The following is a 20,222-nucleotide window of genomic DNA, read 5'->3' on the forward strand; positions in this document are numbered from 1 at the left end:
TCAGGCGTTCCCGCCCTCGTCCCCGGTCCCCTCGTCCTCGCCCGCCTCGGCCTCGAACTCCTCGGCCTTGAGCTTGCCCTGCTCGTCCTTGAGCAGGATCTCGACCTTGCGCTCGGCCTTGTCCAGCTCGCCGCGGAGGAAGCGCGACATCTTGACGCCCTTCTCGAACAGGGCCAGCGACTCGTTGAGGGAGATGCCGCCCTTCTCCAGCTTGGCCACGATCTGCTCGAGCTCGGCCAGGGCCTTCTCGAACGTCAGGTTGGTCATGATCCCTCCTTCAGGAACCGGGACTCCAGGAGCTTCTTGCGGTCGACCGAATCGACCCGGGCCCGGAACTCGCCCTTGAAGAACGTCACCTCGACGGTCTCGCCGGGCTCGATGTCCTCGATCCGGCGGGCCAGGCGCAGGCCCCCGTCCTTCCAGACGAGCGTGTAGCCCTTCTTGAGGACGGCCAGCGGGCTCAGGGCGTCGAGGGCGGCCGTCAGCCGGTCCCAGGACGCCCGGTGCTCGCCCAGGGTACGGCGCAGGACGTTGGCCAGCCTCTCGGCGGCCAGGAGCGCCGCGCCCTTGTGGGCGGCGATGGCCCGCTGCTCGCCCCGGATGACGTTCCGGCCCCGGGTCTCGAGGTCGTCGACCCTGCGGGCCAGGTTGGCCAGCCGGACCTGGAAGTTCTGGAAGATGCGGTGCCTGGCCAGCTCGTCGACCTCGCTCCGCCGGCGCTGGGCCCCGAAGCGGAGGCTGTCGGCCAGCCGCCGCGTCAGCGCCCCGATCCGCTCGGCGAAGGCCGCCTCGGTCTCGATGACCATCTCCGCGGCCGCCGAGGGCGTCGAGGCCCGGACGTCGGCGACGAAGTCGGCGATGGTGAAGTCGACCTCGTGGCCGACGGCGGAGATGACCGGCACGGGCGAGCGGGCGATGGCCCGGGCCACCGGCTCCTCGTTGAAGGCCCAGAGGTCCTCGATCGAGCCGCCGCCGCGGCCGACGATGAGGACGTCGATCCCCGGCCAGGCCCCCAGGGCGTCGACGCCTTCGACGATCTCGGCCGCCGCGCCCTCGCCCTGGACCCGGGCGGGATAGATGACGACGTGGAGCCTGGCGTAGCGGCGCTCGAGGATGCGCAGGATGTCGCGCAGGGCGGCGCCGGTCGGCGAGGTGACGACGCCGATCGTCTTCGGCCGGAGCGGCAGCTTCCTCTTGCGGGCCTCGTCGAACAGGCCCTCGGCCCGGAGCTTCTCCTTGAGCTGCTCGAAGGCGATCTGGAGCGCGCCCTTGCCCTTGGGCTCGACCAGATCGACGTAGAGCTGGTAGTCGCCGCGGGGCTCGTAGACGCTGACCTTGCCCCGGCAGACGACCTTCATCCCGTCCTTGAGCTCGAACGGGACCTTGCGGGCCGTCGACTGCCACATGACGGCCTTGATGACGCTCTTCTCGTCCTTGAGGCTGAAGAAAACGTGGCCCGAGGCGGCCTTCTTGTAGCCTGAGACCTCGCCTTCGACCCAGACCTGGGGCAGGGCCACCTCGAGCGCGGTCTTGACGATCTCGGTGACCTGCGAGACCGTGTAGACATGGTCCTTGACGACCAGGCCCTCAGTCTTCGTGACCGTCCTCCGCCAGGATCTCCCGGACGATCGACCGGGCCCGGCCGGTCTCCGGGTCGATCGCGATGTAGACGCCCGACAGGAACAGGCCGTCTTTCGACGGCTCGAAGCGCTGCGGCCGGGAGGTCAGGAAGCGGGCCAGGGCCTGCTCGCGGGCCATGCCGATGACCGCGTTGCGGCCGCCGACCATGCCGGCATCGGTGATGTAGGCCGTCCCCTGGGGCAGGACCCGCTCGTCCGCCGTCGGGACATGGGTGTGCGTGCCCAGGACGGCCGAAACCCGGCCGTCGAGGTGCCAGCCGAGGGCCTGCTTCTCGGAGGTGGCCTCGGCGTGGAAATCGACGATGATGATCGGGGTCACGGCCCGCAGGGCCGCGACCTCCTCGTCGGCCCGCTTGAACGGGCAGTCGATGGGCTCCATGAAGACCCGCCCCTGCAGGCTTAGGACGGCCGCCTTGAGCCCGTCGGCCGCCTGGAAGATGTAGGACGAGCGGCCGGGATTGACCGGCGGATAGTTGGCCGGCCGCAGGAGCCGCGGCTCGCGCTCGAGGTAGGGCAGGGCGTCCTTCTTGTCCCAGATGTGGTTGCCCGAGGTCAGGACGTCGACGTGCATGAACAGGTCCTTGCCGATGTCCTCGGTGATGCCGCTGCCGCCGGCAGAATTCTCGCCGTTGGCGACGACGATGGACGGCCTGTACTTCTTGACGAGGCCGGGCAGGAACTTCTCCAGGGCCCGCCGCCCCGGCCGGCCCATGATGTCGCCAAGGAAGAGGCAGCCGAACTCAGCGGGCATATTCGACCGCCCTCATCTCGCGGATGACCGTGACCTTGATCTGGCCGGGGTAGTCGAGCTCGGCCTTGATCTTGGCCGCCGTGTCCTTGGCCAGCAGGGCCGCCTTGTCGTCCGAGACCTTGAGGGCTTCGACGATGATGCGGATCTCGCGGCCGGCCTGCAAGGCGAAGGCCTTGGAGACGCCCTCGAACGAGCTGGCGATCTCCTCGAGCTTCTCCAGCCGCTGGATGTAGGTCTCCAGCAGCTCGCGCCGGGCCCCGGGCCGGGCGGCCGAGAGCGTGTCGGCGGCCTGGACGAGGACGGCCTCGATGGACGGGAAGTCGACGTCGCGGTGGTGCGAGGCGATGGCCTGGACGACCCTCTCCGACTCGCCGTACTTCTTGGCCAGCTCGACGCCGAGCTCGGTGTGCGTCCCCTCGACGTCCCGGTCGACGGCCTTGCCGATGTCGTGGAGCAGGCCGGCCCGCAGGGCGACGTTGGTGTCTAGGCCGATCTCGCGGGCCATCATGGCCGCGAGCATGGCCACTTCCTTGGTGTGCTGGAGGACGTTCTGGCCGTAGCTCGTCCGGTACTTGAGCTTGCCCAGGAGCTTGATCAGCTCGGGATGGATGTCCCGGACCTTGAGCTCCAGGACGGCCGATTCGCCCTCCTGCTTGATCTTCTGCTCGAGGTCGGCCTTGACCGACTCGACGATGTCCTCGATGCGGGCCGGGTGGATGCGCCCGTCGGTGACCAGCTTCTGGATGGACAGGCGCGCCAGCTCGCGGCGGATGGGGTCGAAGCTCGACAGGATGACCGCCTCCGGCGTGTCGTCGACGATGATGTCGACGCCGGTGGCCATCTCCAGGGCCCGGATGTTCCGGCCCTCGCGGCCGATGATCCGCCCCTTCATGTCGTCCGACGGCAGGTCGACGACCGAGACCGTGGTCTCGGTGACGTGCTCGGCGGCGGAGCGCTGGATGGCGTTGGTGATGATCTCCCGGGCCGAGACGGCGGCCTTTTCCCTGGTCTCGTCCTCGATCCGTCGGACCGTGGCGATGGCTTCGAGCCGGGCCTCGTCCTCGATCTTCTTGATCAGCGTGGCCTTGGCCTCTTCCTGGGTCATGCCGGAGATCCGCTCGAGCTCCTGGAGGCCCTTCTGGATGGCCTCGGCGATCTTGGCCTCCTCGACCTCGAGGTCCTTTTCCGTCTGGGTGAGCTTGCGCTCCTTCTGGGAGAGATCGCGCTCCTTGCGCTCGACCGACTGGAACCGCCGCTCCAGGTTCTCCTCCTTGCTGAGCAGCCGGCGCTCGGTCTCGTTGATCTTCCGCTGCTTCTCCCGGTTCTGGGCCTCGAATTCGTTCTGGCGGACCAGGTCTTTTTCGCGGGCCTCGATGCCCGCTTCCCTCTTGATCTTCTCCCCGTCCTCACGGGCCCGTTCCAGGATGATCCGGGCCTGTTCCTCGGCCTCGGCGGCCTTGCGGGAGGCCGACTGCCGCCTGAGCAGCAGGACGGCGACGGCGACGGCGAGAACGGCGATAACGACGATGCTGACGATCGTCCCCAATGATGCCATGGGATACCTCCTCATCTATTCGAAATGAGGAGACGGGATGGAAAGGCCGGAAGCGTCAGATGCCCGCGCCGGGATCGGCCCGGCCCGCGAGCCGGCCCGCAGGGGCAGGCCCGTCACAGCGGGGATTTATCGGCGTCCGTGTATGTCGTGTCATCTGCGAAAAGATGCCCTTCCAAGCTTTCGATCTCCGTCTCCATGTGGCCCAGGGCCTCGTTCAACTGGTCCAGCTTCTTCTGGCACAGAAACAGCTCGTCCGCGATGTTCAAGGCCGCCAGCACGGCGATCTTGGTCGTGTCCGCGGACTTCGATTTCACAGCCACTTCGTGCATCTTCTGGTCCACGAGCGAGGTCAAGTGGCCGATATACTGCTCGTCCTCCTCTCCTTTGACGCGGATCTTGTACCGCTGTCCGAAGATCTCGATCTCGAGGATGCGTTCGGTCATAACCCCAATTGATCGATCTGCCCGATAATGGCCTCGATCTTCCCCTTCAGAACCTCCCGTTCGCCCTCGTACTTCTTCATCTCCTCGTCCATCCGGGCGATCTTGCGGGCGTTCTCTTCAAAGTCCTTCTTCTCGGTCCGGAGCTCCTTGATCTGCTGCTTTAACTTGTCGTTCTCGGTCGTCAGCTTGTGGATGTGATCGACGACCAGCCCGATCTTGCCCTCAAGTATTTTAATTCGCTCGAGTTCGGAAGTCAATTTACCCCTCCCTGAGTTGGATATCCAGAGCGGCCTTGAGGCGGCCGATGATCTCCTGTTCGGCTTTGTCGACTTCCCCGGCCACCAGCGTCCGCTCGGGATGGCGGAAGCGCAACCGGACGGTCAGGCTGACCCGGCCCTCGGGCACGGGCGGCCCCGAGAACCGGTCGACGAGCTCGGCGCCCTCGAGCAGGGGCTGGTCGAGCTTGTCGAGGATCCGGGCGATCTCGCCGTACGCGACCCCCCGGTCGACCAGGATGGACAGGTCGCGGACGGCGCCCGGGAACTTGGGCACGGGGACGAACCCGAACGGCCGCGGCGTCTTCGCGAACAGGGCCGCGAGGTCGATCTCGGCGGCGAAAACGGGCCGCTCGACCGACGCGCCGGCCGTGAACGCGGCCCGCAGCAGGCCGATGTGACCGACTTCCTGGCCCTTATAAAGGACGGCCAGGGCCCGGCCGGGCTCGAACGACGGGTGGTCGCGCTCCTCGAAAACGGCCGGGTCGAAGCGCAGGGCCTCGAGGACCGCCTCGACGGCGCCCTTGACGACGAAGAAGTCGGTCTCCCTGGCGGCCTCCGACAGGCCCGCCCCGGGCAGGAGCCCGGTCGAGAGCAGACCGAGGTGGAGGTTCTCGCAGTGCGACTCCTCGTCGCCCCAATAATAGACGTTCCCCGTCTCGAAGACATGGACGCCCTCGAGGCCGCGGTTGAGGTTCCAGGCGCCGTTCTCGAGGAGGCCGGGGAGCAGGGTCGTGCGCATGACCGAGGCACGGTTGGAGATCGGGTTCCGGATGGCCACGGCCGTCCGGCCGCCGGCCGCGGCGGCTTCCCGCTCCGGGTCGGCGAAGCTCCAGTTGATGACCTCGTCGAAGCCCTGGCCGAGCAGGGTCCGGCGGACGCGGGCCTGCCGCTCCCGGGACCGGTTGGCGGCCAGGGGGAACGAATCGACGGGCGTGGGCTGCGAGGGGATGCGGTCGTAGCCGTAGAAGCGGGCCACCTCTTCGACCAGGTCGGCCTCGCGCGAGACGTCGACGCGGAAGGTCGGCACCTCGACGCGCCAGGCATGGTGGGCGGAGGCCTCCAGGCTGAAGCCCAGCCGGCCCAGGACGTCGACGACGAAGTCCTCGGGCACGACGACGCCGAGGAGCTCGGCGATCCGGCGCAGGCGCAGCCGGACCGTTTGGGGCTTCGGCGGCCGGGGATAGCGGTCGATGAGTCCGCGGGTGGCCCGGCCGCCCATCTGCGTCAGGAGCGACGCGGCCATGCGGGCGGCCTGCGGCGCGAAGCCGATGTCCGTCCCGCGCTCGAAGCGGTAGGAGGCGTCGGTCGAAAGCCCCAGCTTCTTGGCCGTCTTGCGGATGCTGACCGGGTCGAAGCAGGCGCTCTCGATGAAGACGTCGCGGGTCGACGCGGTGATGCCGGAGGCCTGGCCGCCGATGACGCCGGCCAGGGCCACGGGGCGGCTCTCGTCGGCGATGACCAGCATCTCCGGCTCGAGCTCCAGCGTCCGGCCATCGAGGTCGACCAGCGTCTCGCCGCGCTTGGCCCGGCGGACGATGATGCGGCCGCCGCCGATCCGGCCGAAGTCGAAGGTGTGCAGGGGCTGGCCGGTGGCGAAGAGGACGTAGTTCGAGACGTCGACGATGTTGTTGATCGGCCGCAGGTCCATGGCCTCGAGGCGGCGCTGCAGCCACTCGGGCGACGGCCCGACCGGGACGCCGCGGACGACCAGGCCGCAGTACCGGGGGCAGAGCGCCTCGGCCTCGATCTGGACGTCGGCGGCCCGGGCCGTGTCCTCCTCGAGCTCGGCGACCGGCCAGTCCTTCCCGACGAGGGGCAGGCCGAGCAGGGCCCCGAGCTCGCGGGCCACGCCGAGGTGGCCGAGCGTGTCCGGCCGGTTGGCGTAGGTTTCGAGGTCGAGGACGAGGTCGCCGCCCTTCTCCTCGACGGTCTCGGGGACCCAGCCGATCATGGTCAGCTTGTCGACGAGCTCCTGCCTGGGCAGGTCGACGGCGACGTACTCGCGGATCCAGTCCTGGCTGATCTTCATTTGGTCCCGAATTGCCTGAGGAACCTCAGGTCGTTCTCGTAGAAATAGCGCATCTCGGGGATGCCGAAGGCGAACATGGCCGTGCGGTCGACGCCCAGGCCGAAGGCCCAGCCGGAATACTTCTCCGGGTCGATGTTGACGTTCTTGAGGACCTGCGGGTCGACCATGCCCGAGCCGAGGATCTCCTTCCAGCCCGTGCCGCCGCAGACGCGGCAGTTCGGGTCGCGGCCCGAGCAGACGAGGCACTCGATGTCGACCTCGGCCGAGGGCTCGGTGAAGGGGAAGTAGCTGGGCCGGAAGCGGACCTTGACCTTCTCGCCGAAGAGGGCCCGGAGGAAGTGCTCCAGCGTGCCCTTGAGGTTGGCGAAGGTGACGCCCTGGTCGACGACCAGCCCCTCGACCTGCAGGAACATCGGCAGGTGGGTCGGGTCCGGCGTCTCGCGGCGGAAGACCCGGCCGGGGCAGATGATGCGGATCGGGGGCTTGGACCGCTCCATGACCCGGACCTGGACGGGCGAGGTGTGGGTCCGCAGGAGCAGGTCGCCCTTGATGAAGAGCGTGTCCCACTTGTCGCGGGCCGGGTGGTAGGGCGGGAAGTTCAGGGCCTCGAAGTTGTAATAATCCGTCTCGATCTCGGGCCCTTCCTCGATGGAGAAGCCCATGCCGAGGAAGATGCGCTCGATCTCCTCCTGGAAGAGGGTCAGCGGGTGGGGCCGGCCGACGTACCGCTTCCGGCCGGGCAGCGTCAGGTCGATCGCCCGGGCCGGGCGGACGGCCGTCCGGGCCTGGCCCTCGAGCGCCTCGAGGCCTTCGACGACGGCCTGCTTGAGCTCGTTGACGAGCCGGCCGGCCTCGCGCTTCTCCTCCGCCGGGGCGGACTTCAAGGCCTCGAAGAGGAGCGTGATGTGTCCCCTCTTGCGGCCCAGGAAGGCCGTGCGAAGCTCCTCGAGGGACTTGGCATCGCCAGCCTGCGGGGCGGCCGCCTCGAACGCCTTCCGGACCTCCTCGATCCGGTCCTTCAGCGTGGCCATCGGCGGAGGCTACGCCGCCGGGGCCTTCGTCATCCGGACCAGGTGGGCGAACGTTTCGGGGGCGTTGACGGCCAGGTCCGCCAGGATCTTGCGGTCGAGGCCGATGCCGAGGTCCTTCAGGCCCTTGATGAAGCGGCTGTAGGATGTGCCGTTGGCCACGGCCCCGGCCTTGATGCGGACGATCCAGAGGCTGCGGAAGTCGCGCTTCTTGGCCCGCCGGTCGCGGTAGGCGTAGAGCAGGGACTTCTCCACCGCCTCTTTGGCGGTGCGGTAATTGCGGCTCTTGGCGCCGAAGTAGCCCTTGGCCAGGCCGAGGACCTTCCTGCGGCGGTCGCGCCGTTTGGTGCTGCGTTTCACGCGTGCCATTGGTGTCTCCTAAATCGCGAGCCCGATCACAGATCGTACGGGAGCATGGTCTTGAGGATCCCGCGGTCGGCCTTGCTCGCTTCGGCCGACTTGCCCAGCTGGCGTTTGCGCTTGGACGCCTTCTTGGTCAGGATGTGCTTCTTATTCGCCTGGGCGTGCCGGAACTTTTTCTTCTCCGTGACCTTGAACCGCTTTTGGGCTCCCTTGTGGGTTTTTAACTTTGGCATCTTTTCCTCCTACCTTGGTGGGGACCAGCAGGGCTGACACGGCCCAATCCATCCTTCGCGCGGAGCCGTCCTGCGTGGCCAGGTCCTTGACGTCGCCGAGGACCCGGTCCAGGACCTGCAGTCCGAGCTCCGGTTTCTGCTTCTCGCGGCCGCGCAGCATGACCGTGATCTTGACCTTGTTGCCTTCCCCGAGAAAGCGCTTGACGTGCTTCATCTTGAAGTCGTAGTCGTGAATGCTGATCTTGGGCCGGAACTTGATCTCTTTTATCTGGATCTGCTTCTGGTGCCTCTTGGCCTCGTGGTCCTTCTTGTGCTCTTCGTACAGGAACTTGCCGTAGTCGGTGATCTTGCAGACCGGGGGATCGGCCCCCGGCGCGATCTCGACGAGGTCGAGGCCGCGGTCCCGGGCCATCTGGACGGCCTGGCCCGTGGGCATGACCCCGAGGGCCTGACGGTTCTCGTCGATGACCCGGACCTCGCGGGCGGGGATCATCTCGTTCGTCCGGTGGGGCTTGGCCTTGGCGACCGCGGGATAGAATCCGTGTCTCTTGAAAATGGGTGGTCCTCCTCTAGAAATTCACGACGAGACTTTTTTGGCGGTTGAGTTCGAGGGCCCGCTCGAGGAAGCGGGCCGCGTCGATCTCGCCCTTGTCCCCCTGGCCGTGGACGCGCAGGGCGGCCGAGCCGCGCTCGACCTCCTTGTCGCCGACGACCAGGATGAGCGGGACCTTCTGCGTTTCCGCTTCGCGGATCTTCTTGCCGACTTTCTCCCGGCTGAGGTCGACCGTCGAGCGCAGGCCGGCGGCCCGGAGCCGCTCGTCGAAGGCCCTGGCGTAGGCCTCGTGGCGCTCGGCGATCGGCAGGATGACGGCCTGGACGGGGGCCAGCCACAGGGGAAAGCTTCCGTTGTAGTGCTCGACGAGGACGCCGAAGAAGCGCTCGAGCGAGCCGAGCAGGGCCCGGTGGACCATGTAGGGCCGGTGCTCCTGGCCGTCCTCGCCGACGTAGGTCATGCCGAAGCGCTCGGACATGTTGAAGTCGAACTGGATGGTCGTGCACTGCCAGAAGCGGCCGATGGCGTCCTTGATCTTGATGTCGATCTTCGGCCCGTAGAAGACGGCCTCGCCCTCCATCCGCTCGTAGGGATAGCCGCGGGTCTCGAGGGCCTTGACCAGCGAAGCCTCGGCCTGGCGCCACATGGCGTCCGAGCCGGCGTACTTGCCCAGGTTCCTGGGGTCGCGGACCGACAGCTCGATCTTGTTGTCGGTGAAGCCGAAGTCGGCCAGGATGGAGACGGAGAAGTCGAGGACCCGCAGGATCTCGTCCTCGATCTGCCCGGGGGTGCAGAAGATGTGGGCATCGTCCTGGGTGAAGCCGCGGACGCGCAGCAGGCCGTGCAGGGTGCCGCTGCGCTCGTAGCGGTAGACGGTGCCGAGCTCGGCCCAGCGCAGGGGCAGGTCCCGGTACGAGCGCATCCGGGACTTGTAGATCTGGATGTGGAACGGGCAGTTCATCGGCTTGATGTAGTACGGCTGCTCGTCGATCTCCATCGGCGCGTACATGCTGTCCTTGTAGAAGCCGAGGTGCCCCGAGGTTTCCCAGAGGGTCGCCCGTCCGATATGCGGGGTATAGAGGATATCGTATCCGCCGGCCCAGTGGCGCTCGCGCCAGTGCTGCTCGATGATGGACCGGATCCGGGCCCCCTTGGGGTGCCAGAGGATGAGCCCGGCCCCGAGGACCTCGTTGGTGCTGAAGAGATCGAGCTCCGCCCCCAGGCGGCGATGGTCGCGCTTCCTGGCCTCCTCGAGCATTCGGAGATGGTCGGCCAGCTCCTGGGCGGTCGGGAAGACCGTGCCGTAGATGCGCTGCATCTGCGGGCCCTTCTCGTCGCCCTTCCAATAAGCGCCGGAGACCGAGAGCAGCTTGACGTGGGCCAGGACGCCGGTCGAGGGGACATGGGGGCCGAGGCAGAAATCAGCGAACGGCCCCTGGCGGTAAACGGTCACCGTGGCGTCGCCCTTCTCGCGGATGAGCTCGACCTTGAGCGGCTGGCCCTTCTCCTCGAACACCCTGACGGCCTCGTCCTTGGCCAGGACGAGCCGCTCGACCGGGATGTTCTCCCGGGCGATCTCCTTCATGCGGGCCTCGATCTTGTCCAGGTCCTCGGGCGTGAAGGGGGTGTCGCGCAGGAAGTCGTAGTAGAAGCCGGTCTCGATGGCCGGGCCGATGCCGGTCTTGGTCTCCGGGTAGAGCTCCAGGACGGCCTGGGCCAACAGGTGCGCCGCGCTGTGGCGCAAGACCTCGATCGGAATATGTGTCTTCTCGCTCATCCTCGTGTGCAGTCCCTCGAGAGGGCGGGTGATCGTGGTAGGCGCGGAGGGGATTGAACCCACGGCCTCTTCCGTGTCAGGGAAGCGCTCTCCCACTGAGCTACGCGCCTAACATCCGTACTCTAAAGCCGTTCTATCTTAAGCAAATCGGCCCGAACTGTCAATATCGCCGATTCTGCTATAATCGAACCGCGACCATGATCGGCATCCTTTCCGACACTCACGACAACCTGACCCGGGTCCGGGAGGCCGTCCGCCTGTTCAACGACGCCGGCTGCGACCTGGTCATCCACGCCGGGGACTTCGTCGCCCCATTCGCCGCCGAGGAGCTCCGGAACCTCAAAGCGCCCGTCAAGGCCGTCTACGGCAACTGCGACGGGGAAAGGGCCGGCCTGGCCCAGGCCTTCCGGGCGATCGGCGAGATACACGACGGCCCCCTGGCTTTCGTCCACGCCGGGCTCCGTTTCGTCGTCTGCCACCTGGACAGCCTGGCCGGGCGGCAGGCCGCCGCCAAAGCCGGGGATGTCGTCGTTTTCGGTCATACCCACCGGCCGCTCGTCGAAAACCGGGACGGCGTCCTCCTGGTCAATCCGGGGGAAGCCGGCGGCTGGCTCAGGGGGAAGAGCACGGTCGCCCTGCTCGACCCGGGAGCCCGGACGGCCGAGATCATCACGCTCTAGAGGTTTGCCATGCCCCATCCTATTAACCGCCGCCAGAAACCCGCCTGGAAGCAGCCCCGCCGCCCGCCGGCCCCGCCACGCGCCCAGGGGAGCTTCGCCAAGCGCGCCCCCGGCCGAAAGATCTCGCCCTCCACGAAGCCAAGATAAGAGCGCTTCTCCCCGGAAGAGACCTAATAGGGGAAATCCGCGCTTGGAACCGCGCAAAAATGACCTCCCGGCCCGATGCCCCTCCTTATATTGATTTAAAGCCTTTTATGGGCTATACTTATGCTTCTTTTTCGGACAATTGAAGATCGGCGATTATTGGATGGAGAAGTTTTTTCTTGAAAGGAGAAAGCGCATGAAGAAGGTTCTGATCCTGGGCGCCGCCGGGCGCGACTTCCACAACTTCAACACCTACTTCAGGGACAACCCGGATTACCGGGTCGTCGCCTTCACGGCCACGCAGATCCCCGACATCGAAGGCCGCAAGTACCCCGCGGTCCTGGCCGGCAAGCTCTATCCCAGGGGCATCCCGATCGAGGCCGAGTCCGAGATGGAGAACCTCATCGCCGCCCACAAGGTCGACGACGTCCATCTCGCCTACAGCGACCTTCCCCACGAATATGTCATGCACATGGCCTCCCGCGCCCAGGCCGCCGGGGCCAACTTCGTCCTGCTCGGCCCCTGCGCCACGATGATCAAGAGCCGCCGGCCGGTCGTCTCGGTCTGCGCCGTCCGCACCGGCTCGGGCAAGAGCCAGACCAGCCGCCGCGTCGCCGCCATCCTCAAGGAGAAGGGCCGTCGCGTCGCCGCCATCCGCCACCCGATGCCGTACGGCGACCTGGCCCAGCAGGCGGTCCAGCGCTTCGCCACCTACGCCGACCTCGACAAGCACGAATGCACGATCGAGGAGCGCGAGGAGTACGAGCCTCACATCGACAAGGGCATCATCGTCTACGCCGGCGTGGACTACGGCGCCATCCTCAAGCAGGCCGAGAAGGAAGCCGACGTCATCCTCTGGGACGGCGGCAACAACGACTTCTCCTTCTACAGGCCCGATCTCGAGATCGTCGTCGCCGATCCGCACCGGGCCGGTCACGAGCTCTCGTACTATCCCGGCGAAACCAACTTCCGCCGGGCTGACGTCATCGTCGTCAACAAGATGGACACGGCGACGCCCGAGGGCATCGAGACCGTCCTGGCCAACGCCAGGAAGGTCAACCCCAAGGCCAAGATCATCAAGGCCAACTCCCCGACCATCGTCAAGGACGGCGAGCGCATCCGCGGCAAGCGGGTGCTGGTCATCGAGGACGGCCCGACCCTCACCCACGGCGGCATGAAGTACGGCGCCGGCATCGTCGCGGCCAAGAAGTACGGGGCGGCCGAGATCATCGATCCCCGGCCCTTCGCCGTCGGCTCGATCAAGAAGACCTTCGAGAAGTACAGCCACCTCTCCGACGTCCTGCCGGCCATGGGCTACGGCGAGAAGCAGATGCGCGAGCTGGCCAGGACCATCGAGGCCATCGATTGCGACCTCGTCGTCAGCGGCACCCCGATCGACATCACCCGGGTCGTCAAGGTCTCCAAGCCCATCCTCCGCGTCGGCTACGAGCTCGAGGAGATCGGCACGCCCACCCTGAAGGACGTCCTGAAGAAGTTCTAGGAGCCCGATGAGACCGAAGATCGCCCTCGTCGCCTTCGGCGGCAACGCCATGCTGCCCGACAACCAGAGAGGTCTGCAGTCGGAGCAGATGCGGAACGCCGCCCGGGCGGCCGAGCTCATGGTCCACATCGTCCGCAAGGGCTACGAGCTCATCATCGTCCACGGCAACGGGCCGCAGGTCGGGAACCTCCTCATCCAGATGGAGGAGGCGGCCAACAAGATCCCGCCCTACTCGCTCGACGTCTGCGACGCGATGACCGAGGGCAGCATGGGCTTCATGCTCGAACGGGCCCTGGTCAACGAGCTGAGGCGGCGCTCCATCGACAAGGAGGTCGCCTCGCTCGTCACCCAGGTCGTCGTCGACAAGGACGACCCGGCCTTCGCCCGGCCGACCAAGCCGGTCGGCCCGTTCTACTCGAAGTTCCGGGGCGAGCAGTTGGCCCGCGAGAAGGGCTGGACGATGGTCGAGGACGCCGGCCGCGGCTACCGCAAGGTCGTCGCCTCGCCCAAGCCCATCGACGTAGTCCCCAAGGGCGTCATCAGCCAGCTGGTCGAGGCCGGCCGCATCGTCATCGCCGCGGGCGGCGGGGGCATCCCGGTCGTCATCAACGGCAACGGCCTGTTCGAGGGCGTCGAGGCCGTCATCGACAAGGACTACGCCGCGAGCCTGCTCGCGCGCGAGGTCAAAGTGGACCTGTTCATCATCCTGACCGCCATCGAGCGCGTCTTCATCGATTTCGGCAAGCCCGGCCAGCGCGAGGCCCCGGTCCTGACCGTGGACGAGGCCCGCCGGCACCTGGCGGACGGCCAGTTCCCCCCGGGGTCGATGGGGCCCAAGATCCGGGCCGCCGTCGAATACATCGAGGCGGGCGGCCGGGAGGTCCTGATTACCAAGGACTCCCATCTCAAGGCCGCCCTGATCAACCGGTCGGGGACCCGGATCGTCGCCTCAGCTTAGGAGGAAACCGCGATGCAAAAAGACTTCCTGTCCATCCGTGACTTGAGCGTGTACGAGTTCGGCCAGATGCTGGACAAGGCCGCCGAAGTCAAGAAACACCCGGCCAGGTACGGCAAGGCCCTCAAGGGCAAGATCCTGGCCATGATCTTCCAGAAGCCGTCGCTGCGCACGCGGATGACCTTCGAGACGGGCATGCTCCGGCTGGGCGGCGAGGCCATCTACCTGGCCCCCTCAGACATCTCCCTGGGCAGCCGCGAGGGCGCCTACGACATCGCCAAGAACCTCGAGCGCTGGGTCGACGGCATCATGATCCGGACCTTCGGGCACCAGATCGCGGTCGACCTGGCCGCGAACTGCAGGATCCCGGTCATCAACGCCCTGACCGACCTGTCCCATCCCTGCCAGGCCATGGCCGATTTCCTGACGCTGCGGGAGCACAAGGGCGCGCTCTCCAGCCTCAAGCTGGCCTACGTCGGCGACGGGAACAACGTCTGCCACAGCCTCATGCTGGCGGCCGCCCGGGGCGGGACGAAAATGGCCGTCGCGACGCCCCCCGGCTACGAGCCGAAGAAGGAGATCGTCGAGGCGGCCCGCGAGGACGGCAAGGACACCGGCTTCGACCTGACCCTGACCCATTCGGCCGAAGAGGCCGTGGCCGGCGCCGACGCGGTCTACACCGACGTCTGGGCCTCCATGGGCCAGGAGGCGGAGAAGGAGGCCCGGGCCAAGATCTTCGCGCCCTACCAGGTCAACGCCCGGCTCATGGCCCACGCCGGCCAGGGCGCCCTGTTCATGCACTGCCTGCCGGCCCACCGGGGCGACGAGGTCACGGATGAGGTCATCGACGCGCCCAGCTCCGTCGTCTTCGACGAGGCCGAGAATCGCCTCCATGCGCAGAAGGCCATCCTCATCGCGCTCATGGGGGGCAAGGACTGATATGAACGCTGAAGCGATCAACCTGACAGAGGTGTCCGACGAGGACCTGTCCCTCGTCGAGCGCGAGCTCGAGCGGACGCCGCATCCCCAATCGACGCACGACCTGGCCGGCAAGCTGGCCTTCGCCAAGACGGCCACGGAGCGGACCCAGGACGTCAAGAAGTACGACTCCTACGTGCGCTACGAGGTCGGGGACCTCATCGAGAAGGAATACAACGAACCGCTGACCGTCGGGAGCAAGGCCGTCGAGCACTTCGAGGGCCGGGTCATCCTCAAGGTTGTGGCCAAGACCTTCTCCAAGCATTTCGGCTGCGACATGCTCGAGGTCGACTACCCCGGCGGCGGCGTCTTCCGCAAGTACGTCGACTACATGAAGAAGACGCATACGCAGGTGCTCCTGCCGTGCAACTGCGAGGGCCGCGGCCAGACCGCCGAGATCATGGCCAAGGCCGACGATCCGCGGCTGACCGAGCTGCCCATGACCGAGCGGGACCTGCGGACCCTCGAAAAGAACCTCCGGGCCCGGCTGGCCAAGGACGCCAAGGTCTTCACCTGGAACGATTTCTGGCAGCTGGCGGTCAAGCGCGTCGATATCCCGGCCGAGAAGGTCCAGGAGATCGAGGCCGACTTCCAGGCCGCCAGCCGCTCGGCCTCGACCGAGGACCTGGTCCGGAAGTTCTTCGGGCTCGAGGCCTCGTCGGACCTGTTCGACCTGACCTGCCTGAGCCTGTCCGCCCTCCTCGAGAAGAAGCACAAGAAGGACTTCATCCTCCTGGCCGACGGCGGCTGGGGCAAGTGGCACCTCAAGTCCATCCTCAACGCCCTGCCCGAGGGCCTGGCCCTGTCCGCGCCCCTGGCCGAGGTGCCGGAGATGGACGTGCTCGAGAAGCCCGAGATGAGCCTGGTCCAGGACTTCCCGATCAAGATCTACCTGAGCTGGCGCGAGATCGTCTCCGGCGGCATCAAGATCCCCCGCAGCCTGGGCAAGCTCCTGTCCCATGCCCGCGAATACACCTTCACGGATTCCGAGGAGAACAAGCCCTACACGCTTTACTATTACCCGAACCAGAACTTCTTCCTCGGGCTCCAGGACTTCTACTCCCAGCACAACATCCCCCAGGGCGCCAGCCTGACCCTGGAGCGGACCGGACCGACGACGTTCAAGTTCTGGGTCAAGAAGTCAAAGAAGAAGATCTCGATCATCCGCCTCGGCTACGACGCCGGGACGGACGAGTTCGCCGACAACGGCGAGGAGGCCTACACCTACGCCGAGCCGAACAAGATCATCTACATCGAGCGGGAAACGCTCGGCCACCTGCTGCCCCTGACGGCCACCCGCGAGGGCTTCAACCTCCGCGACCTGGTCGTGACCGTCTTCCGCGACCCCGTCCTGTCCACGACGGCCCACTCGCTCCACTTCCTCCGGGCCTATCACTTGGTCGACCTGGTCCGCCAGACGACCCAGGAGGACGTCGAGTACGTCCTGGTCAACTCGCCCGAGTTCACGAAGTCGGACAAGAAGAAGGGCGTCTTCACCTACCACGAGCCGTTCATCGAGGAGGAGGTTGTCGAGGCCGCCTACGCCGAGGGCGCCGAAGAGGGGCTCGGCCCCGAGGCCTACACGCCAGAGGAAGCGGCCCTCGAGGCCATCGCCGAGGAGATGGGCGGCGTAGAGCCCGACACCGGCTTCGAGCCGGAGGTCCCGGCGGAGCCGGCCGCTCCCATCGCGCCGCCCGTGCCCGGGACATCCGCCCCGAAGAAGGGCAAGGAATTCAAGAGGCGGAAGCCCAAGGAAGGCGGCGGCGAGAAGGGGCCGCGGCCCAAGAAGAGCGAGCGCCGGGTCATCGAGGAGAAGATCGCCGAGGAAGAGTCCGAACGGGACGCCCTGGCTGCGGTCAAGGAAAAAGAGGAAGAGACCCCCGAGCAGCAGCGGGTCCGGGAAAAGAAGGACGAGATCAAACCGGCCCCGAAGAAGGACGAGTCCAAGCTCAAGTTCGGCATCTTCGGCGACCTGCTCAAGACCGCTCTGAAAAAGAAGCCGGAAGACGAAGCCGCCGAGACGTCCGAGGAGAAGCCGGAAGAGAAGCCCGAGGGCGAAGAGCCGAAGTAACTTCTGGTCCCGGGTTTTGCGAATCCTCTCTCGAGGCTTTGAGTCGGGCGACGCCCATGCTGCCCTCGGCCCTTTAACAGCGCACGGCTGAGGGCCGCCCGGGGACTAGAGGATGTCCCTCACGGAACCCTTTCTTCTCGTGATCCCCATGCTGTCCAACAACTCCAGGAGGGGGATGCTGTACTTTCGCGACAGGCCGGTCATGGCTTTGAAGTCGGCCACGGTCAGCTCGCGCTTCCCCGAAGCCCGGACCTTGGCGATGATCTCGTCGAGCCAGCTCTGGTGGAGGACGAATCCGTCGAAGCCCTCGACGATCTTCTTGCGCTCGGCCAGGATGCCCAGGAGGGCCTGAAGCCGGGCCGGCGAGAGTCCGAGCCGGGCCCGGATGTCGTCGGGGGTGACGCTGCCGAGCTCGCCGCTGAGGACCATGCCTTCGAGCTCGGCTAACACGGCCTCGTCGGCGGCCGGGAGGGGAGGCCGGAACTCAGGCATCCGGACTGTCCCCGCTTCCTCGACCGCCCGCCCCTCTTTGGCCAGCAGGCGCAGGGCCAGGACGAGGACCGTTTTGGGCGCTTCGAACCTTTTTTCCAGGGCCTCGAGCGGCGCGCCCTTCTGGCCCGGATGCTTCTTGTGGTACTGGCCCAGGAACGAGACGATCCGGCCGCGGAGGACGTCGAGGGCGGTCTGCGAGACCAGGCGCAGCGGCATGAAGCCGAGGATGCGGACCCGCCCCCCCTCCTCGAGCGAGCGGGCCAGCGTCTCGAGGCGGGACTGCGACAGGCGGGCGAAGCGGTCCAGGTCCTCGCCGTTCAGCCCGCGCAGGCCGCCGTGCTCGGCCAGGGCCAGGACCATGTCCTTCTCGCCGAGCTCGAGCCGCGCCAGCAGGGCCTTGCGGCTGGAAAGCTTCATCTCCTGCGGCGTCGGCGGACCGGGGTAGAGACACTTGCCGCGGCCGAGGCTCTCGCCGGCCGGCGTCCGGACCTCGAACGGGTCGGCCCATTTGGCCTCGACGGGGCGGTCCGTCAGCACGCGGACGAACGGCGCCTTCTTGCGCCCGGGGACCGCGTAGTCCAGGATCCGGGCGGCCGCCGAGCCGCCGAGGAACAGCACCTCGGCCCTGAAGTCCGGCCCGGCCGGGGGGAAATCAAGGACGGCGTCCAAGGCGGAGGCCTTCACGGGCGGCCCCCTTTCGGGTCCGCGGCCGGGACGAAGCCGATGCGCCGCAGGGCCGGGTCGCAGGAGACGAGCGTGACCCGGACGGCGTCCCCGAGCTCCAGCATCGCGCGCTTCTTCCGGGGCCGCAGGCGCCGGCCGGCGGGCCGCGGCTCGTAGTCTCCCTTGAGCGACACGAACGGCAGCAGGCCGGAGACGAAGTAGTCCTCGAGCTCGACCAGCAGGCCGGCCTTGATAACGTCGACGACCATGCCGTCGAACTCGTCGCCCAGGCGGTCCTTGAGGAAGCGCAGGATGCGCCACTCGACCAGGGACTGCTCGGCCTCGGCGGCGTTGCGCTCCCTCTCGGACGACAGGTCGGCGACCGCCCGGAGGTCGAGCGGCGCCGCCGTCTCCCGGCGCAACAGGGTCTTGAGCAGGCGGTGGACGACGAGGTCGGGATAGCGGCGGATGGGCGAAGTGAAGTGCGTGTAGTCGCTCTTGGCCAGGCCGTAGTGGCCGACGTTCTTAGGCGAGTAGACGGCCATCTTCATCGCCCGCAGGACCTGGCGGCCGATGAACTTCTCCCCGGGCAGGCCCCTAGCTTTGTCGAGGACGCGCTGGAGGTCCCTGGACCGGACCCTGGCCGGGTCCGGCAGGGCCAGCCCGAAGCGGAGCAGGATGTCGCGGAGCTTCTCGAGGTCGCCAACATCCGGGGCGGGATGGACGCGATAGATCGCGGGCATATTCCTGGCCGTGAAGGCCGAGGCCACGGCCACGTTGGCGGCGACCATGAACTCCTCGATCAGGCGGTGGGCCTCGTTCCTTTCCGCGGCGGCGACGGCCAGGAGCCGGCCGCCCTCGGAGATGAGCTCGGGCTCGGCCAGGTCGAAGTCGAGGCTGCCCTCGCCCAGGCGGCGGGCCCGCAGCACGGCGGCCAGCTCGCGCATCTCAAGGAGGTCGGGGACGACGTCGGCGTAGCGGGCTCTCTCCGCGGCGTCGCCCTCGAAGACGGCGAAGACCGACGTGTAGGTCATCCGGTGGGCCGTGCGTATGATCGAGGGCGCGAACTCGGCCTTGCGGACGAGCCCGTCCCGGTCGATGTCGAGCACGGCCGAGACCGTCAGCCGGTTTTCGTGGGGCCGCAGGCTGCAGAGCCCGTTGGACAGCCGCTCGGGCAGCATCGGCAGGGTCAGGCCGGGGAAATAGACGCTCGTCCCCCGCTCGAAGGCCTCGCGGTCGAGGGCGCTCCCGGGCCGGACGTAATGGGAGACGTCGGCGATGTGGACGCCGAGAAGCCAGCCGCCGTCGCCCAGCCGGCGGATGCTGACGGCGTCGTCGAAGTCCTGGGCCGTCTCGCCGTCGATGGTCACGGTCGCCCAGTCGCGGAAATCGCGGCGGCCGTCGAGGCCCGGTTTTTCGCCGAGGTCGGGGATGGCCTCGGCCTCCTGCCGGACGTCGACGGGGAACCCGTCCCGCAGGCCGTAGCGGTCGATGACGACCTGGGCGTCCACGCCGGGATCCTCGGGCCGGCCGAAGACGCGGCTCAGGGCCAGCGTCACCCGGTCGGCCTCGACGATCATGCCCGGCTCGGCCTTGAGCTTGCCCCGCGTCTTGAGCGGGATGTCGTCCGTGTCCGGCGAGTCGAAAGGCTGGAGGAAGGGCGCGCCGTGGCGCTCGACGTAGAGGCCGACGAGCCCGGTCCGGCCCTTCCGGACGATCCGTTCGACCCGGCCCTCGGGCTTGCCGAACTTGCCCCGCTCGTTGACGACGAGCGTGACCTCGTCCCCGGGCAGGGCGCCGCGGGCGTTCCGGGCATGGACAAAGATGTCCGGGCCGCCGCCCTCGGGCGTGACGAAGCCGAACCCGGGGCGGGCCGTAACGAAGCGGCCCCGGACGACGCCCGTCCTTTCTGCCAGCCGGTAGCGGCCGCGCGACAGGCGGACGGCGCCCCGGGCTTCGAGCTCGCGCAGCCCGGCCAGGACCTTGGTCCGGTCGCGGCGCTTGAGGCCGAGCTCGGACACGATCCGGTCTAGGTCGAGCCCTTCAGGATGTTTCTTGAGGAGATTGAGCGTTTTAGCTGTAAGCATG

At 67.4% G+C, this 20,222-nt stretch carries 19 protein-coding genes and 1 tRNA gene; 5 read left to right on the forward strand and 15 right to left on the reverse strand.

All coding sequences use genetic code 11. The features are described 5' to 3' along the window. From xseB to ABFD52_13225, 13 genes are all read right to left on the reverse strand, one after another. On the reverse strand, positions 1–267 hold the full coding sequence (xseB, locus tag ABFD52_13165) for an exodeoxyribonuclease VII small subunit (protein MEN6561714.1): 267 nt from the start codon (positions 265–267) through the stop codon (positions 1–3). Further along, positions 264–1,583, reverse strand: coding sequence for an exodeoxyribonuclease VII large subunit (gene xseA / locus ABFD52_13170; GenBank protein MEN6561715.1), 1,320 nt, complete (start codon positions 1,581–1,583; stop codon positions 264–266). The genes xseB and xseA overlap by 4 nt, the downstream gene beginning before the upstream one ends. Before the next feature lie 4 nt (positions 1,584–1,587). Further along, positions 1,588–2,391 (reverse strand): TIGR00282 family metallophosphoesterase, encoded by an 804-nt coding sequence (locus ABFD52_13175; protein MEN6561716.1) that lies wholly within the window; start codon positions 2,389–2,391, stop codon positions 1,588–1,590. Continuing rightward, the gene (rny, locus tag ABFD52_13180; protein ID MEN6561717.1) at positions 2,381–3,946 is read right to left on the reverse strand and encodes a ribonuclease Y; all 1,566 of its coding nucleotides are present in this window, start codon (positions 3,944–3,946) and stop codon (positions 2,381–2,383) included. Before rny ends, ABFD52_13175 begins: the two co-directional genes overlap by 11 nt. Positions 3,947–4,059: 113 nt before the next feature. Continuing rightward, on the reverse strand, positions 4,060–4,389 hold the full coding sequence (locus ABFD52_13185) for a cell division protein ZapA (GenBank protein MEN6561718.1): 330 nt from the start codon (positions 4,387–4,389) through the stop codon (positions 4,060–4,062). Then, positions 4,386–4,646 (reverse strand): cell division protein ZapB, encoded by a 261-nt coding sequence (zapB, locus tag ABFD52_13190; GenBank protein MEN6561719.1) that lies wholly within the window; start codon positions 4,644–4,646, stop codon positions 4,386–4,388. The genes ABFD52_13185 and zapB overlap by 4 nt, the downstream gene beginning before the upstream one ends. 1 nt (position 4,647) lies before the next feature. After that, positions 4,648–6,696, reverse strand: coding sequence for a phenylalanine--tRNA ligase subunit beta (pheT, locus tag ABFD52_13195; protein MEN6561720.1), 2,049 nt, complete (start codon positions 6,694–6,696; stop codon positions 4,648–4,650). Then, complete coding sequence (gene pheS / locus ABFD52_13200) at positions 6,693–7,718, reverse strand: phenylalanine--tRNA ligase subunit alpha (protein MEN6561721.1); 1,026 nt, start codon at positions 7,716–7,718, stop codon at positions 6,693–6,695. The genes pheT and pheS overlap by 4 nt, the downstream gene beginning before the upstream one ends. Positions 7,719–7,736: 18 nt before the next feature. Beyond that, the gene (gene rplT / locus ABFD52_13205; GenBank protein MEN6561722.1) at positions 7,737–8,093 is read right to left on the reverse strand and encodes a 50S ribosomal protein L20; all 357 of its coding nucleotides are present in this window, start codon (positions 8,091–8,093) and stop codon (positions 7,737–7,739) included. A 26-nt stretch (positions 8,094–8,119) separates the two neighbouring features. Continuing rightward, a complete protein-coding gene (gene rpmI / locus ABFD52_13210) occupies positions 8,120–8,320 on the reverse strand; it encodes a 50S ribosomal protein L35 (GenBank protein ID MEN6561723.1) in 201 nt (66 codons plus the stop codon). Continuing rightward, positions 8,235–8,876 (reverse strand): translation initiation factor IF-3, encoded by a 642-nt coding sequence (gene infC / locus ABFD52_13215; protein MEN6561724.1) that lies wholly within the window; start codon positions 8,874–8,876, stop codon positions 8,235–8,237. The genes rpmI and infC overlap by 86 nt, the downstream gene beginning before the upstream one ends. A 13-nt stretch (positions 8,877–8,889) precedes the next feature. Beyond that, on the reverse strand, positions 8,890–10,650 hold the full coding sequence (gene thrS / locus ABFD52_13220; GenBank protein MEN6561725.1) for a threonine--tRNA ligase: 1,761 nt from the start codon (positions 10,648–10,650) through the stop codon (positions 8,890–8,892). A gap of 35 nt (positions 10,651–10,685) precedes the next feature. Beyond that, a tRNA-Val gene (locus ABFD52_13225) sits at positions 10,686–10,760 on the reverse strand. An 87-nt stretch (positions 10,761–10,847) separates the two neighbouring features. On the opposite strand from ABFD52_13225, the gene ABFD52_13230 reads away from it, so the two are divergent. The 5 genes from ABFD52_13230 to ABFD52_13250 all read left to right on the forward strand — a co-directional run bounded on the left by ABFD52_13230 (position 10,848) and on the right by ABFD52_13250 (position 16,979). Next, on the forward strand, positions 10,848–11,330 hold the full coding sequence (locus ABFD52_13230) for a metallophosphoesterase (protein ID MEN6561726.1): 483 nt from the start codon (positions 10,848–10,850) through the stop codon (positions 11,328–11,330). A gap of 340 nt (positions 11,331–11,670) precedes the next feature. Continuing rightward, complete coding sequence (locus ABFD52_13235; GenBank protein MEN6561727.1) at positions 11,671–12,975, forward strand: cyclic 2,3-diphosphoglycerate synthase; 1,305 nt, start codon at positions 11,671–11,673, stop codon at positions 12,973–12,975. Positions 12,976–12,982: 7 nt separating this feature from the next. After that, positions 12,983–13,933, forward strand: coding sequence for a carbamate kinase (arcC, locus tag ABFD52_13240; GenBank protein ID MEN6561728.1), 951 nt, complete (start codon positions 12,983–12,985; stop codon positions 13,931–13,933). A 12-nt stretch (positions 13,934–13,945) separates the two neighbouring features. Continuing rightward, positions 13,946–14,869, forward strand: a complete 924-nt coding sequence (gene argF / locus ABFD52_13245; GenBank protein MEN6561729.1) for an ornithine carbamoyltransferase — start codon at positions 13,946–13,948, stop codon at positions 14,867–14,869. A gap of 1 nt (position 14,870) precedes the next feature. Then, positions 14,871–16,979, forward strand: coding sequence for a hypothetical protein (locus ABFD52_13250; GenBank protein ID MEN6561730.1), 2,109 nt, complete (start codon positions 14,871–14,873; stop codon positions 16,977–16,979). A gap of 105 nt (positions 16,980–17,084) precedes the next feature. Here ABFD52_13250 and ABFD52_13255 read toward each other — a convergent pair whose 3' ends face one another. Next, positions 17,085–18,140 carry a SelB C-terminal domain-containing protein gene (locus ABFD52_13255; protein ID MEN6561731.1) on the reverse strand — a complete coding sequence of 352 codons (1,056 nt, stop codon included), beginning with the start codon at positions 18,138–18,140 and terminating at the stop codon, positions 17,085–17,087. An 11-nt stretch (positions 18,141–18,151) separates the two neighbouring features. Next, positions 18,152–20,221, reverse strand: a complete 2,070-nt coding sequence (gene rnr, locus ABFD52_13260; protein ID MEN6561732.1) for a ribonuclease R — start codon at positions 20,219–20,221, stop codon at positions 18,152–18,154. Position 20,222 lies beyond the last annotated feature (1 nt).

This window comes from Acidobacteriota bacterium, from assembly GCA_039683095.1.
Classification (GTDB): domain Bacteria; phylum Acidobacteriota; class Aminicenantia; order Aminicenantales; family Saccharicenantaceae; genus RBG-16-66-30.

What these genes read in the sequence shown, in the direction of transcription:
- xseB (MEN6561714.1), bottom strand. Translation starts at nt 267, where the DNA reads ATGACCAACCTGACGTTCGAGAAGGCCCTGGCCGAGCTCGAGCAGATC.
- ABFD52_13175 (MEN6561716.1), bottom strand. Translation starts at nt 2,391, where the DNA reads ATGCCCGCTGAGTTCGGCTGCCTCTTCCTTGGCGACATCATGGGCCGG.
- rny (MEN6561717.1), bottom strand. Translation starts at nt 3,946, where the DNA reads ATGGCATCATTGGGGACGATCGTCAGCATCGTCGTTATCGCCGTTCTC.
- ABFD52_13185 (MEN6561718.1), bottom strand. Translation starts at nt 4,389, where the DNA reads ATGACCGAACGCATCCTCGAGATCGAGATCTTCGGACAGCGGTACAAG.
- pheT (MEN6561720.1), bottom strand. Translation starts at nt 6,696, where the DNA reads ATGAAGATCAGCCAGGACTGGATCCGCGAGTACGTCGCCGTCGACCTG.
- rplT (MEN6561722.1), bottom strand. Translation starts at nt 8,093, where the DNA reads ATGGCACGCGTGAAACGCAGCACCAAACGGCGCGACCGCCGCAGGAAG.
- rpmI (MEN6561723.1), bottom strand. Translation starts at nt 8,320, where the DNA reads ATGCCAAAGTTAAAAACCCACAAGGGAGCCCAAAAGCGGTTCAAGGTC.
- thrS (MEN6561725.1), bottom strand. Translation starts at nt 10,650, where the DNA reads ATGAGCGAGAAGACACATATTCCGATCGAGGTCTTGCGCCACAGCGCG.
- ABFD52_13230 (MEN6561726.1), top strand. Translation starts at nt 10,848, where the DNA reads ATGATCGGCATCCTTTCCGACACTCACGACAACCTGACCCGGGTCCGG.
- ABFD52_13235 (MEN6561727.1), top strand. Translation starts at nt 11,671, where the DNA reads ATGAAGAAGGTTCTGATCCTGGGCGCCGCCGGGCGCGACTTCCACAAC.
- arcC (MEN6561728.1), top strand. Translation starts at nt 12,983, where the DNA reads ATGAGACCGAAGATCGCCCTCGTCGCCTTCGGCGGCAACGCCATGCTG.
- argF (MEN6561729.1), top strand. Translation starts at nt 13,946, where the DNA reads ATGCAAAAAGACTTCCTGTCCATCCGTGACTTGAGCGTGTACGAGTTC.
- ABFD52_13250 (MEN6561730.1), top strand. Translation starts at nt 14,871, where the DNA reads ATGAACGCTGAAGCGATCAACCTGACAGAGGTGTCCGACGAGGACCTG.
- rnr (MEN6561732.1), bottom strand. Translation starts at nt 20,221, where the DNA reads ATGCTTACAGCTAAAACGCTCAATCTCCTCAAGAAACATCCTGAAGGG.